Raw genomic sequence first — 15,420 nt, forward strand, 5'->3', positions numbered from 1 at the left:
GTCAGGGAAGATTCTCGAAGAGCATTTCAAGAATCGCCTTTTGTACGTGAAGCCTATTTTCGGCCTGATCCCATACCAGCGACCTATCGGATTCCATCACCTCATCGGTAATTTCCTCGCCTCTATGGGCGGGCAGGCAATGGAGAACGTACACTATTCCCGCAGCGTGTCGCAATAATTCATCATTCACCTGGTATCCACGAAAAGCATGCTGACGAACAGCCGCTTCTTCTTCCTGGCCCATGGAAGCCCACACATCGGTAGATACGGCATTTGCTCCTTTGACTGCAACCACAGGATCTCTCGTTAAACTGATCTTGCCGGAATTGAAAGACACCTGCGGATCGTATCCTTCAGGGCACGCAAGTTTAAGGGAGAATCCCAATTTCTCGGCCGCATCGATCCAGGAGTTTGCCATATTGTTCCCATCACCTATCCAGCATGCATTCATGGAGCATATGTCCAATCCGGCTTCCTGAAGTGTCAGGAGGTCAGCCAGAATTTGGCAGGGATGATGGAGATCCGAAAGCCCGTTTATGATAGGGACCGAACCCCAGTGCACAAACTCTTCGAGCACCTCGTGGCCATAGCACCGAATTACCAGGGCATCAACATAACGCGAGAGAACCCGTGCAGTGTCGCGAATCGGTTCTCCCCGACCTATCTGAATATCTCGGGGGCTCAGGAATATCGATCGGCCACCCAACTGGTAGATGCCCACTTCGAACGATACACGAGTTCGAGTCGAAGGTTTCTCGAAGATCATGCCTATAGTGCGGCCTTCGAGCGGGCGTGACATGCCTTTGCCTGAAATGCTGTGTTTCAGTTCATGGGATCGTTTCAGTAGAGTGAGGATTTCGTCCCGCGAGTAATCTTGAAAGGTGAGAAAGTGCCTTATGCCTGCCATTTAGGAACCTCCACACCTGGACAGTACGCCATCCAAGGCTTTCACTGCTACATCAATCTCTTTCTCAGAAATTATCAGTGGTGGAAGAAACCTGAGAACCGTCTCCGCTGTACAGTTCACGAGCACTCCTCTTTCTCTCAACTCCGTTGCTACCGCCGCTCCGGGGATTTTTAGGTCGAGTGCCTGCATCAGCCCCAGACCGCGCACCTCTCGGACTACTTCATGCCTGGAAGCGAGCGCCTCGAGACGGTTGCGCAAGTAATTGCCCGTCTCGTTTACGTGCTCCAGAAATCCCGGAGAAAGGATTTGACCGATTACATAAAGAGCCGCAGCGGAAGCAAGCGGGTTTCCGCCGAATGTCGAAGCATGCGTTCCGGGGACGAACGCCTCCGCAACGTGATTCACCGCCAACAGCGCTCCCATGGGAACTCCACCTGCAATACCTTTCGCGAGGGTCATAATATCGGGGTTCGCCCCAAAATGCTCATGAGCGAAGAGCTTGCCGGTTCGTCCCATACCCGTCTGCACTTCATCCAGGATGAGCAGGCAGCCTCTTCGATTGCACAGTTCCCGCACTTCCCCGAGGAAATTCATAGAGGGGACTTTGACGCCACCCTCACCCTGAATGGGCTCAAGCATTACCGCAGCGGTTTGAGAAGTCATTGCCGCATCCAAAGCGTTCAGATCGCCGAAAGGTACATGGGAGAATCCCTGAACGACCGGTTCGAATCCTTGCCTGTATTTTGTCTGTCCTGTCGCGGCAAGAGTAGCAAGAGTCCTGCCGTGAAAAGAGCCTTCCATGGTAATGATGTGAAATCGTTCGTGCTCTCCCCTGTCGTGAAAGTATTTTCGGGCGAGCTTGATTGCTCCTTCGTTAGCCTCGGCTCCGGAATTGCAGAAGAACGCCTTGTCCGCGAAAGAGTGCCCGGCCAACAGCTCGGCAAGTTCGATCTGAGGCAGAATATGAAAAATATTGGACACATGGATCAATTTTCGCGTCTGGTTGTACAGTGCTTCGGCAAGCCCGAGATGTCCATGCCCGAGAGGACAAGCAGCCAGGCCGGCTATGAAATCGAGGTATTCGCGTCCGTCGCTGTCGCGTACAGTACATCCGTTACCTTCGGTCAACATGATGGGGGTGCGTCCATACGTATTAAAAACGTATTCTTTATTGAGAACAATGAAATCGTCCGATCTCATGGCTTTCCTTTTCCTGCTGATGATAGTTATCTGTGAATTCCCGGAGCCACATCCGGATTCGGAGAGCAGCTTCCGGGAAAAATTAAATACCCGGAGCCTTTTCCCGCACTATTTCGGTTCCGATGCCTTCGTCGGTGAGCATTTCCAAGAGAAGGGCGTGAGGTACCCGGCCATCGATGACATGAGCTTTGGGGACACCACCCCTTAGCGCGTTCAAGCAGCATCCGATCTTCGGGATCATCCCCCCTGAGACAACCCCTTTTGTGATGAGGTCTTCAGCCTGCTCTTCGGAGAGGCTCGAAATCATCACACCATCCGAATCAAGCACTCCCGGCACATCGGTCAGGAGAATGAACTTCTCCGTTTTCAACGATGCCGACAAAGCACCGGCTGCGGTATCTGCGTTGATATTAAACGGCTTTTCACCCGGACCCGCTCCCACAGGAGCCACGACCGGGATAAAAGCTGAAGATTCCAGACAACTGATTATCTCCGGATTGATTTTATCCACGTCACCCACGAGTCCCAGGTCTTCATCGACTCCTGCGATCCGCTTTGCCTTTTTTGCTTTTATGAGACCGCCATCGCGACCGGAGATTCCAACCGCTTTTCCGCCGAAAGAATTGATGAGGGAAACGACATCTTTATTCACTTTGGCCACGAGCACCATTTCCACCACATCCATGGTTTCGGCATCGGTTACACGTAATCCGCTTACAAAACGACTTTCTTTCCCTATCTTCTTAAGAAGCGCACCAATCTGAGGACCGCCTCCATGGACAATGATGGGTTTCACACCAATAAAGCTCAGGAGCGCGATATCTTCGGCAAAGAATCTTTTCAGGTTCTCCTGAGTCATAGCGCTTCCCCCGTACTTTATGAGGATGCGCTTACCGTGAAACGCCCTGATATAGGGAAGTGCTTCGGCAAGAATTTTCGCCCGTTGTTCGGAAGACAGCTCTTCAGGTAATTGAGCTTCCATTGTTCCAGTCCGTTTATTATAGCTCTTCCGGCATTCCGTTACGGGGTACTGAAGGTCTTGCGGCTATGAGCCGAACCCGGTAGCCCCACAGTATTGCTAAAGCAGGTGATAATACCACGCATTGTCTCGCGATCCAAGCGGTTTTTAGTTTGCACGGGAATGGATACAAAAAATGATATGTTTTGTTGATCCCAAAGGCTCCTCTGATTATAATCAGCGCCCATGTGTTTCGGATGGATTCAAAAGAAAATGCATAAGACTTTCAGCTTCGGGTGGATAATCGTAGTATGCCTTTTAATGCTTCTCTCGGATTATCTGCCGGTAAGAGCGGATTTCAACACGTCTGCCTGGAAACACTATCGAAACATACGGATATCTCCCGAATACTCCGAAAAAGTCGCAGCAGTCGCACTCGAGGCTGGAGTTCTCGAAAAGTGCAGACTGGATAACGGTGACCTTCGGATAATTGCTTCCGATGGAGAACTCGTCCCTTTTACTCTGCTGGAATATCCTACGGATGAAGAATTGACTCCATTCCCTGTACGCGTTTTTCGCGTCGCAAAATCAGGGGATGGCTCGACGGAAATCTGGGTTGATAAATCCGCCAAAACTCTAACTAACGGCATTCTCGTTCGAACTACATCGCGGGACTTTATCCGGAAAGTGGAGATACGCGGCTCGGACTCTTTGAAGGAAGGATACATCGTCCGCATGGATGGATTATTGCTGGAGACATCGCAACCAATTGCGGTGAGCAGTTTAAAGATACGCCATCCTGTCAATAATTTCCAATACTTACAGATTCGTCTACTCGAAGACGAGAAACAGCCCCTCAAAATCGAAAGAGTCGAATGTTTTCCGCCTTCTCCGGCGAATCCTGTGTCCAGGTCGATTCAATATCGGTTAATTGAAAAGAGAACAGATCCTGTCACGAAATCGACAACGATCGTGACCGATCTTGGAGAGCGCAGGCTGCCTCTGGCTAAAGTGAAAGTAGCGACCGTGTCGGGCAACTTCACAGCCAAACTGGTGCTGTCGGAAACCGACCACCTGTCTGGACCTTGGCGGCAATTCTACGAGGGTACCGTGTTCCGCATTCGGAAGGACGACGCTCACGCGGAGGAGCTCTCAGTGACGATGAAGCCTCACTATTCGAGATTCGTGAAGGCCGAATTCACACCTGTCGGTGCATCCGTTCCCCTGGAAACTGTAGAATTCACTGCCGCCCCGCGTCTGGCAGTATTCGAGTATCATCGCGAAATGAGCTATCGACTCTTTTATGATAATCCGAGTGCAGTGTCGATCACACAGCCCGAACGCTTTGTATCAATGAACTTGAATCACTTGGCTGCGGCATCTTTAAGAGCCTCATTGGAAGATGAGCAGAAGAATATACAAATTCCCGCGGTCCCGAAGGCAACCACCATTCCGGAACCGGCCAAGACGTGGGGGATTGAACGTATTTTGGGGATAATTATGCTGTCGGCCGGGCTCTTGCTGCTCTTCATACTGATGCTGAGAGCCCGATCCTTGAGAAAAGCCCAAAGGGGAAATAACGCCAGAATAGTATATACGCGGTATGAGTGAGCGATTTAATTCAGGACTTCTTCCCGCAAGTTGAAGGTCAACCGTGTGCCCCCGATGCTGATTTCATCACCATCCTGGAGTTGAACCTGCGTTGTTATGGTTTCTCCATTGACTTCAGGCTTCTTAAGACCTTCGGCATAAGCCAGGAAAAATCCGTTCGGCCGTTTGTTGATCAATGCGGCTGTCTTGCCTACCAGAAGACCTGAGCATCTTACATCTGCTTCATTCGACTTACCCAAGGTGGTAAGCCTTTTTGTGAGATCTATGATCTGAGGAGTTCCTCCGGAGATAAGCGTGAGCGAACCATGAAACTCTATTCGTTTTGGCCTTTCCGGTGAGTTTTCCGTGCTCCCTTGTTCTGCTGCATGTTTTGCAAGCAATTCCTGCTGAGCCTTGGTATCGAGTATAACAGTCTCTCTGAATGTCGGTTTGTCCTTTGCCACCTCGGCTTCCCGCGATGGTCGTTCATCCTGAGGCCGCAAATCGATAAAGCTGAGAATGTGTTTTCCGACTATAAGTGTGTCGTTGTCGAAAATCTTTTCTCTGGCGATCTTTTTTTCATTCACGAATGTACCATTGAGAGATTCCAGATCGGCCAACACGTAATAGTTAGGGTCTTCTTCTTCGATAATCGCGTGGTGTCCCGAAACGGCCATATTGTCTATCACCACATCGTTGTCTTCACGTCTGCCTATGGTAACCGGAGTCTTCTCGAAAGTGTACTCTTCGAGAACGGCATCCTGAAATTTCAGGACCAGCTTAAACATCGGCTTCCTCCATTTTCCTGCAGCCCTGGCTATCGGATCTCAGCTATTCCTTCGTATGCGATTCCCACGAGATAGCAGTGCCATTCTCCTGTTGGGAATCTTCACAGAAGACCGTCATTGCCAGAGTGGTATTATCCGGTCCACCTCTTTCGTTAACCGTGAAAATCAAGCGTTCCAAGGTTTCTGGTCCAGGTTTGTCCTTTAGGATTTCTTCGAGAATCTCTTTGTCGGTCATTACCGCGGTGACTCCGTCAGTACACAAAAGGAACATGTCTCCCGGAAAAACGGCCAATTCATCCATATGAATGCGGATTCTCGGATCGACCCCGATGACGGAGGAGAGAATATGCCTCAATTGAGAATCCCGGGCTTCTTCCCGGCTCATGACACCTCTTTCCACCTGATCCTCGGCGAGGGTATGATCTTTTGAAATCTGCTCGATATCCCCGTTCCTGATGAGATAAATCCGCGAGTCGCCAACGTTGATTGTCGATACAGTATGATCGTGAATGGCCATACCGGTCATGGTACTTCCCATGCCGACGAATTCTTCGCTTTCCAAAGACTTTTCCAGGACCACCCTGTTTGCGACGAAGATTGCCTGCCGCAATAAGTTCGCCTGAAAGGTGAATGAATTGTCATAATCTTCGAATATATCGAGTTTTTCGTTTTGAAATCTTGAGTACCTTTTGTAAAAGGGTGCGATTGTCTCCATTGCTAAACGTGAGGCCACTTCTCCAGCGCGGTGACCGCCCATGCCATCGAGAACGAGCACAAGCTCATGTTCCGGATCGACATAGAAACAATCTTCATTTGTGGTGCGTTGCTTGCCCACATCGGTTTCGGCCCAACACTCAACGATCACTTTGCCTCCCTTATCAAAAACAAGACGCAACGGGCAAGTATCCCTGCCTGAGTATGCATAAGAGAATCGTTCAGATTCGGATCGTTTGAAATGTAATAGATTTCAGATGCCAAATCAAGATTTATCGTTGGAATGTGCTGAAATCATTATTGCTCAAAAAATGGGGTTAAAAAGTATCCAAAACGACATTGGCCATGCAATGAATTACGGCTGATGATGAAACAACAAAGTGGACCCATTTCATTGGGCAATGGGCTATGGCGTGACCAGAACAGGTGGGATTGTCCGGACAAGACTACCTACAAACCGCTCCCTCGGAACCGACCTCGGAAGAATTTTTGCACGAGAGAATGGCAGAATGGGTACATCATTGCCGATAAGTGAAAGCCCCGAGAACCTTTCAGAGAAGATGTTCCCGGAACTTTAACACTCATCCGAACTATCCGACACTAAGCCCCCTTCTACTCGTTATCCGGAAGAGACACTCTTACCTTCAGCTTCTTGGGGTCGGCATCCACGATGCCCCTGACTTTAAAATCCAAAACTGACGGTTCCCCGGAAACGCACTGCCGTAATTTTTCGATATTAACTTCCGACTTTGAGCCTTCAACCAGCAGATCGACGGTTACAATAGCCATGGACGGCTTTGCTACGGCCTTTTCTACTGGAGCTGCTTTTGCCGCTCTCGCCGCTCTTGGGGCTCTCGTTGCTTTCACGGCTGGAGCTGCCGCCGGTTTCTGAGGCACGGGCTTCGGTGAGATAGCCGCTTCCTTCTTACTCATGTAATAACCTTTTTCGGGTCGCTCTACTCGACCACCCTTATGCAATCTCCCCAGAGCTGCGGTTGTCCTCTTACTATTCGATCCGATTTCTTTGGCAATTTCAGCAACCGAAAAGCGTTTGCCTGGGTTCTCATCAAGAATTCTGATGATCTTGTCCCGAACGTCCATCATTCTCATGATTGTTCTCCTTATCCTTTTGTGCCGATTTCATCCTCTGTTGGACTGACAAACAGAATCACATTTCACATCACAAAACAGTTATTCCCTATCCAGCAAATCGTTTGGCTCAAGTAGTTACAAACTATCCGCCCTCTTTGGAACCTGCCACCGACGTCAATCAATTCAGTAAGTATACCAAAGTAGCGATGATTACGCTAGGTTATTTTCGTGCTCATATTGAAATTTAGGCGTTTTCAAGTCGCCTTTGCATGAATATGTCTCTTCATTGCGCCTGAGTCAAGAAAGGCACAAGGAAAAGTAACGACAAATGCGCGCCAGTTACTATCGTTTATCGATGACAGTTCCTCATGTATCTCTCAATTCTTGCGACATGCAATTCTGGGGTTGTGATCCCTACACACCTGTGATAATCGTTTCCCATTCGATGCGATTTCTTCAGTGTGTCGGTCGTCTTACCTCAGCTTTCGTGGAGAAGAGAAACTTTCTTGGAAGGAAGTGTCCGAGCCATTTTGTTGGCGCAGAATTAAGAGGGAAGGTTCCATGCACCAATACAGTGTGAACCTGAACACATGGAAAAAGGAATTGAAATGAGCACAAAGTATGAATCATCTACTCCGATCGAACATCACCTGAGGGCAGTTCTGCCAAGAAACATCTCTCTCCGCCCGGATCGATGGAGAAGGGGGTGGCTGAAATCGCCTGTTAGTATGTTGTTTGTGCTTCTCGCAGGGTTGCTGGTGTCAGGTTGCGGGATGCAGCAGGAACTAGAAACAGCGAAACAGAATGTGGAGAGGCTGACTGCCGAAAACAAGAAGTTTTCCGAGATAATCGCCGATCTGACGCAAAGCAAGAACAAGCTCACTGAAGAGATAGCTGCTTTGGAAACTAAGAATCGTAGCCTCACGGACGAAGTCGCTCGCACACAAAAGGCGGAACAGGCCGTCTTAAAAGAGAATAGTGAATTAAAAAGAAAGCAGAACGAGTGCCGCAACGAGTTGGCGAATCTCGAAAAAGACAAAGCCAGCCTGAACGATCAACTCGATCAGTTAAAGAAACAGATTGAAACCACTGACCGAACTTCAATCGGCGACTCGGCAGGTCAACAACCGCCTGAGGTAGGTCGACAGTCTCCAAAGCCGCGGGAAGCACTGAGTCCCTGTGACGCCGTACTGGAATTCATGCGAAAGACCGAAGAGATCGTGAGACGCGTCAAGGGGGGAGAGAGAGCAAAGCAACTCAAAGACCTGAAGCAGGAGTACGCTGCACGATTGAATGCTGCTCCGGAGAAAGCCAGAAAAGCATCGCTTCAATGGGTTGCCGAACTGGAAAGATCCTGGGATAAGCCTGATGACAACACAGTGTTCAATCTGCTTTCCAGGAGAAATGCCGTACTGGAAGCATGCGAGAAGGATCCTTCATCTCTGGGGTTTTAGACTGATTGTCAAAAGTTCTGACGTTTATGTCACGCTCCAATTCAAGGTATCAGTGGGGACCGGCGTCCTTGCCGGTCCATTCTATCAATATCATTGATCATATTGAAGATGTGCCGGCACGGAGGCCGGCACCCACCAATACTCCTATCATTAGGTATCGGACATTAATTTTGGCAATTGCTAATAATGCCGATTCGCTTTTCTTTTCGTAATCTGGGAGGCTGGAGGTATCCTTCGCTCCGGACGACGCAAAGCCGTCTAATCACTCCCTCAGGACACACTCCAGCCTTTGCTGTCTTATGAGCATGACTGGGAAACAGTATAATGCATTATCGGTCTGGGAATTAGTCTTGATTCGGGAAAGAAACAGGGAAGATCGCTTACAAAAGACAGTCTTCCCTGTTCTCTTTTTTACAGGCTCACTGCGGGATCATAGTACCACAATTCTTGTCCATGGGTTTTATCACTGGCAGTAAAGAATACTCGATTATTGAAGATGAACAAATCATCGATCCAGGATGAGTCAATTCCCGAGTTGATTTCGCTCAGTCTTTGCACGTCATGAGTGTTCGGGTTATAACTCCACAATTCCCATCCGTGAGTAGCATCCCAGCCAGGCATGTACATCATGTCATTTAACACGACCAAAGATTCCGTGAGGAAATTCGTGTAGTTCGTCGGCGGAGTGCTCATATCGAGGTACAGATTTCCGTCCACAGGATCGAATCGCCAGATATCGAATCCAGGAGTGCCAAAATACAACTGATCGTTATAAAGCACCGGATTGCTGCCCAGGTGCGATGCTCCGGCTGGATGGGACGGCGATTCAATATCGTCATTATACGACATCATCGTAGGAACTTCTGTGATTGTGTCTGTATATGCATCATATGTGACAAGCTGTATCACTCGATATGGGTGTTCGGGGTCTTTTGACACAAGGAACGCAAGCTCATCAACATCTGATGTTTGAAGATGATATAATTGAAAAATGGGCGTTTCCGACAGCCCGGACACGATATCAACCGACATCGTTTCCAAATCTATGCTCTCAACCCACCATACGATTGGATTCGCTTTCTCGGCATATACCACGTAGTAAAGGTCTCCGTTGTAGAGAGTTAACCAATCGAGTTCCGTATCACACGACCCGGAAGATGGTAATATTGATACCCAATTAGTAAGCTCATTGTATTTCCAAATTTGATTTCCGCTGCACCCATGGGTGGCTGAAAAGTAAAGCTCCTCAGTGACTCCATTGTCCACCGCCAGAAGCCATTTTGGTGCGCTGCCGTCGGAATCTCCCAAATCCATGACATATGAGATTTTATTGGTCGCAGGATCGTACCGCATTATTTCCTCTCCATACAGAGTACTCGTTGCGGCAAAATAGATCTTGTCATTGCATTCACAGAGCCAATGGGCGTTTTGATACATGTTCGCTTTTACTGCTGAGAGATCTGCAACCTTGATGATATTGGTCTCAGGATCGTACTGGTGCAGGATTCCCTTGGAGATGAAATACAGATCTTCGTTGAATTCGATGAAATACTCGTCCGGATCGAACCCCACAGGCGCCCACGCTTCGAAACTCCCCCCACTTCCAGACGTGAGGTCCTTGACCATAACCAAGGGGTCATATGTACCCCAGGTGGCCGATATTGGGTCCCATTTCCACCAGTCGCCCGTCATGTGGTCGTGGTAAAAGTAGCTGTCGTCACTGGAATAGTAAGAGCTCCCGAACGTATCGTTTGCCACCCAATTCTGGGAGTCGGTCGCATAATACCAGGTGTAAGCGGGTTCCCACGTGTTATCGATCAGAGTGTCGTACCAGAACCAGAGTGAAGTTGACAGTTCAAATGCAAAGTAGCGGTTCGCATCATAATAGTAATAATCAAAACCATCCCAGCGTTTGAACCACCAGCCATTCTCCATTTGATGCCAGTCGCCATCAAACCAGTCTACCAGTACCGGGGCAACCGTGTCTCCACTGTCTGCTGCAGCAGCCCCTTCTTCAACTACAGTATCTGTGTGTGTGTCTTGATACTCGCCGACGTTCCCGTCGAGCACGATACGTCTTTCGAGTTCTTCGAGAACCAGTGAACGTGCGAAAGGATGCGCTTCGATGAGCGTATCTTGCATCGCATCTAGATAAGACATTTTCCCTACCCCCTTAAAATGTTCACAATCATCTCTCCGGAGACAGAGATGATTTACCATTTCTCACAATAATGAAGGAATACAGAGCCTGCACAAATCCGTCATTATTCGATGGAAGCGTGCAGGCCCGCCAGATCAAACCGAGGTTACTGTAAAGGATATGGTGCGGTCTCGGATTCCCAAGCTTCACCCTTCCACAGCCACCAATTGTAGGCTATTCGATGATCTTGATAGATCAAGTGGTTCATGGGGATTACGTCCGGATTAGATACACCAGGGATGATTGCATCGTCTATTTGGATCATTACGGAATACTGCGAGCCGTGCCAGTCGTTATAGCAGTATGCGCCGTATCTCGTTCCTGCATTATCCACGACTTTGATGGTTGGATCCCAGAACCAGTAGAATGCGTCTTCCCAGGTTTGGCTATCAAGCGTATCGAACCATTCCCAGGCCAGCGACTCGTGGAAACGCTGGAATTGCCTGTACTCGGCCCAATAGTAGTTGGTTACATCCTTCTGGTTGTATTCATATGCATTTGTGTAAGAGCTGTAAAACCATTCAAACGCAGGCTCCCATTTCTTGCTGTCGATGGAATCATAATAGTACCATTTTCCGGTCGTGAAATCTTCATACATATACTGGGTTTCACTCCAGTAGTAGGACTTAAATGTCACTCCCGAATAAATCCACACCTGACCGACACTGTCGTAATACCAGCCGTTCACGTAATCCCAGGTGCTAGTATTCCAATTGTAGTAATACCAGGTACCGTCAGTAGCATTCTGAACGTAGTACGTGTCGCTGTTATCGTAAAACCACCAGTACCAACCATTTTCGTACTTGAACCACGTGTCGCTTCCGTACCAATGCCACTGCCCGTCAAACCAATCATCCAGAGTGGGAGCCACATCGGCTGTGGCAACCATCGAATGATCGATTGCATCAGTGTGGCCTTCTTCGACCCCTTGGTCCACTGCGCCATCGAGCACCAGGCGATCTTCGAGCCTCTCGAGACAAATGTCCCTCCCTGAAACCACATTCTCCAAAAGGTAGTCTCTCATTACCTTTGCCTCCCGAATAGATGATACGCCAGTTTTGCAGGCTCATATTGAAGCCGATCTCCTGGACATATACTGAGTTGAGTGAAACAGTAGATTTACGAAAAGAGTGTATCATAACCATATAACAGTTAAACCTCACAGGTTACCCATATCACACTCTATATCGAAGAGCAATGTTTTTATTGGCAAATTTCGTAAAGATTCAATTAGGGGCTTTTAATGTGGCATTGTCACAAACGCTATCCAGCATAACACCTCTGATACCGATTCACTTTTCTTCTCATATAATCCGGGAGGCTGGAGGTATCCTTCGCTCCGGACGACGCAAAGCCGTCTTATCACTCCGCTCAGAACACCCCCAGCCTTCGCTATCTCATACGAATTCGCTTTCCAATATATAATACGGTTTGAAATTTCCTTTTCGCACTGACCTGATCCCCAGGTCAGTGGCACCCGTTTGATTTCAGCGTTTCCGTGTCCTGGGTGCCACTGACCTGCGAAACGCAGGTCAGTGCTTTTTCATTTTCAATGTTACACGCCTGAAAGCGAAACAGTATCATATGCATGACTGCGAAAACTACCTGTTCACATTAGTCTCTTCGCTCACAATTAAAGCTACTATTATTTGTGAGGTCAGTATTAACGGCTGAATCCATCAGGAGTCTTCATGTACAAAATTCCATATTTATTCTGAATCTCCCGGTCAAGAGTTTCTGCATTGTCCAAATCGAGAGGGATCTGCAGATTTCGATCTATCTGGATCAATGCTTTCTTTTTTCCACTCTTTTTTGCCGATTGTAGGTAATTATAGAGATCTTCCACATTCAATACTTCCTTACCATCTACTTTTTCCACCCTCTTCAGGTATTCTGAACTGTCAGTCAGGCCATATTCGGGAAATATCTCCGAGATAATTACAACTTTTTGGTAAGGATGCTCCGGGTATTCATCCAGGTATTTTGCCCTGAATGTGTCACCCGATTTGCCGAGGTTCTCGATACAGTTCAAGGTGAGGTCGACAAATCCCACTCCACCGAAGATGAAATAATTCGCTCCGGTAAAGAGTTTCGGGACAAGTCTCGGCAAGCCTCTCGTCAACACTCCTTTTATTATGAGGGTCTTCCCGTCACGGATCACTTTGACTACAAGGGGGTCGCCAACTCTCTTGCGATTCAAGACCTCGATAAACAAGACTCTCTGCTCCAGGTCCGGGCAATATACTTCGCCGAAATTGTCGATCTCGTTATCGTCAATATGCGTCAGTATGTCATTCTCTCTGAGACCGAATTCAAACGGCCCCCCTCCGGGAATTATGTGTGCAACGAGAACACCGCCCTGATCATGATCGAGGTGGTAGTACTCCTTGAGACGAGGAAACATGTGCTGTACGGACAACTGCCAGGTGCATATGAGACCGGGATTCTGCAGGCTTGGAAAGAGATGCTTAACAAGATTGATCGGAATGAAGAAATTAATGCGATCGCTGTCACGCATCCCCTGAAAAGACACTCCGATCACTTTGTCTTCTTTGAGGACCGGTCCACCGGAGTTCCCGCGATTCTGTTGGAGAGAAGCCTGCACCATGAGCCACATATCCCGGGAATGCGCATAGGCTTTTACTTCTATACGGCTTATTTCCCCCTGATCCGACTTGCTGATGCCTTCTCCTCCCAGGGGATAACCCCATCCCAGCACCTTGTCGCCTACTCTCAATTTATCGCTGTCACCAAGCTCGAGGGGTTCAACCTTACCGTTTATTCTTTCGTATATCTCCAGTTCTGCGGGTTCCATCTGGAGCACTGCAAAATCCGCAGTATCGCACACCCCGAGAATTCGTACATTGTATCGTCGTTTTTCACGGCCGTTTGACACTCTTATGCTTTGAGCCATAGACACGGCATGGGCATTGGTCAGAATCAGCCCTTTCTGGTGGGGAAAACTGCGATCGTCCTTAAAGAAGAACCCACTACTCCGTAGTTCGTTGAAATCGGGACTCTTCCAGGGTTTGTGATAGTATGAAGCCTTTTTTGCGGTGAACACCCGCAATACTTTGGTTTCTATTGCATTGTTCCGGTCGCCGAAGCAGGGACCTGCCGCAACCAGAATCCCCATCGCGACGACCAGGAAGAAGCGAATTGTCATAACCATGGAATCCTGTGATGTACTGGGAGTATTCTTGCAGAGTATAGAAAATTACCGTTCTCAATGGAAGATCATGGAAGCAAAACTGACAAAGGAGTTCTTGTCGTCCACCTGTGCATAGTCAAGTGCGAGAAGACGTCCTTCTGTCGCGTCCATGCAATGAAACATGGCAGCAATAGGAGAGAAGCCGCAGATTCTCGTTGTTTCCTGATCTGAAGAAACATGCCGTACGAATCCGGGGAGATCCAGAGCCTCAAGATATCCGAGCATACGCCTGTCATTTTCCAGGGTCTGGTTTACGGTTCCTTTATGCGGGATAAAGCCGTCTCCATAACGAGGGCCGATGTGGTCCAGATCGGCACTCGCGATAAAGCAAACAGATTTACCGATGCGCTGACATGCACTCCTTACAGCACTGCAAAATGCATCGAATTTTCTTTTCCGATCCTGAAAGGGGCCGGTCTCATGAAGCATCTCGGGAGAAAGCGAGCAGAGAATGGGCACAATGGTAAATGGATGCCGAGCGGCAAAAATATGCTGCAGAAAGATGACTTGAAATTCTATCACATGTTCTGTTGCATGAAGGATTTCTTCGGCAGCAGGATCGTGTCCGAGCCGGTCGGTCAGATGCCCCAGAAATTCACGATCGGTTCGGACCACACCGAGAGGAGTCTCAAAATCGAGATTCGTCGCAGTAAAAATCCCTTCCACCCCCGAGTGGCCCGTCCCGAAAATTACATAAATATCGGATGGTTGCCCAGCGGCAAGTGCATGATACGCGCTGGCAAAGCACTTTCCGCCCGAGCGCACATCGATATGTGGCGCAATCAGCCCGAGCGGGCGCCGCGGATCGGTACCGCTTTGGATTGATCCAGGACCTCCGTCTCCCGAGAAGAAAGAACTCAGTTGACGATGGAGACTTTCCGGATCTGCTTCATAGCTCGCCCCCGCATGAGAGCATGGTCTTACAGATAACTGCCGGTATCGTTCCACACGTTCCCGAAAAGCCGTCCGAAACCGCTCGCTGTCCAGCAAGTATGCTTCATCGAGGCTTTTCACAAGCCCGATAATATCATCCAGAAACGCAATGAGACCGGTTCGGCGGGTAACTTCCTCTTGAATATCTCTCAAGGAATGCCGGCCGTCCATCAAAGCGAGCACCTGAAGTGTCTCCGGTCGGAAACACAGAATACCCCCGGTCATCTGAAGGGGATCGCGTAACCCCACAGTAGGGCCGTTTTGCGTGGAGACCTGAATGGGCTCCACATTGCGCAACTTCGGCTTGCTATCTGGACTGTACAATTACATTCCTGAATACCAGGGATCTAGCCCTGCATACAAGGTCTGGTAG

General features: G+C 48.8%; 12 protein-coding genes. 2 read left to right on the top strand and 10 right to left on the bottom strand.

Features of this window, described 5'->3' with window-relative positions; genetic code table 11:
* Position 1: 1 nt before the first annotated feature.
* From argF to argB, 3 genes are all read right to left on the bottom strand, one after another.
* Positions 2–907: an ornithine carbamoyltransferase gene (gene argF, locus DESTI_RS15340; RefSeq protein WP_014810881.1), complete on the bottom strand. Its 906-nt coding sequence runs from the start codon at positions 905–907 to the stop codon at positions 2–4.
* Complete coding sequence (locus DESTI_RS15345) at positions 908–2,107, bottom strand: aspartate aminotransferase family protein (RefSeq protein ID WP_014810882.1); 1,200 nt, start codon at positions 2,105–2,107, stop codon at positions 908–910.
* Positions 2,108–2,189: 82 nt separating this feature from the next.
* Positions 2,190–3,089 carry an acetylglutamate kinase gene (gene argB / locus DESTI_RS15350; protein ID WP_014810883.1) on the bottom strand — a complete coding sequence of 300 codons (900 nt, stop codon included), beginning with the start codon at positions 3,087–3,089 and terminating at the stop codon, positions 2,190–2,192.
* Positions 3,090–3,338: 249 nt separating this feature from the next.
* Between argB and DESTI_RS15355 the strand changes: the two genes are divergently transcribed.
* Positions 3,339–4,676, top strand: coding sequence for a DUF3999 family protein (locus tag DESTI_RS15355; RefSeq protein ID WP_014810884.1), 1,338 nt, complete (start codon positions 3,339–3,341; stop codon positions 4,674–4,676).
* Between the two features lie 5 nt (positions 4,677–4,681).
* Here DESTI_RS15355 and DESTI_RS15360 read toward each other — a convergent pair whose 3' ends face one another.
* The 3 genes from DESTI_RS15360 to DESTI_RS15370 all read right to left on the bottom strand — a co-directional run bounded on the left by DESTI_RS15360 (position 4,682) and on the right by DESTI_RS15370 (position 7,267).
* Positions 4,682–5,443, bottom strand: coding sequence for an FHA domain-containing protein (locus tag DESTI_RS15360; RefSeq protein ID WP_014810885.1), 762 nt, complete (start codon positions 5,441–5,443; stop codon positions 4,682–4,684).
* A 43-nt stretch (positions 5,444–5,486) separates the two neighbouring features.
* Entirely contained in the window at positions 5,487–6,308 is an 822-nt protein-coding gene (locus tag DESTI_RS15365; protein WP_014810886.1) for a PP2C family protein-serine/threonine phosphatase, read from the bottom strand.
* Between the two features lie 461 nt (positions 6,309–6,769).
* Complete coding sequence (locus DESTI_RS15370) at positions 6,770–7,267, bottom strand: hypothetical protein (RefSeq protein ID WP_014810887.1); 498 nt, start codon at positions 7,265–7,267, stop codon at positions 6,770–6,772.
* Between the two features lie 590 nt (positions 7,268–7,857).
* Here DESTI_RS15370 and DESTI_RS15375 point away from each other — a divergent pair.
* Positions 7,858–8,703, top strand: coding sequence for a hypothetical protein (locus DESTI_RS15375; protein ID WP_014810888.1), 846 nt, complete (start codon positions 7,858–7,860; stop codon positions 8,701–8,703).
* A 411-nt stretch (positions 8,704–9,114) separates the two neighbouring features.
* Here DESTI_RS15375 and DESTI_RS15380 read toward each other — a convergent pair whose 3' ends face one another.
* The 4 genes from DESTI_RS15380 to amrB all read right to left on the bottom strand — a co-directional run bounded on the left by DESTI_RS15380 (position 9,115) and on the right by amrB (position 15,371).
* A complete protein-coding gene (locus tag DESTI_RS15380) occupies positions 9,115–10,863 on the bottom strand; it encodes a hypothetical protein (protein WP_014810889.1) in 1,749 nt (582 codons plus the stop codon).
* 146 nt (positions 10,864–11,009) lie between these two features.
* A complete protein-coding gene (locus tag DESTI_RS15385; protein WP_014810890.1) occupies positions 11,010–11,927 on the bottom strand; it encodes a hypothetical protein in 918 nt (305 codons plus the stop codon).
* A gap of 639 nt (positions 11,928–12,566) precedes the next feature.
* Entirely contained in the window at positions 12,567–14,069 is a 1,503-nt protein-coding gene (locus DESTI_RS15390) for a S1C family serine protease (protein WP_014810891.1), read from the bottom strand.
* Positions 14,070–14,129: 60 nt separating this feature from the next.
* Positions 14,130–15,371 (bottom strand): AmmeMemoRadiSam system protein B, encoded by a 1,242-nt coding sequence (gene amrB / locus DESTI_RS15395; protein WP_014810892.1) that lies wholly within the window; start codon positions 15,369–15,371, stop codon positions 14,130–14,132.
* Positions 15,372–15,420: the final 49 nt, after the last annotated feature.

The organism is Desulfomonile tiedjei DSM 6799, from assembly GCF_000266945.1.
GTDB lineage: Bacteria > Desulfobacterota > Desulfomonilia > Desulfomonilales > Desulfomonilaceae > Desulfomonile > Desulfomonile tiedjei.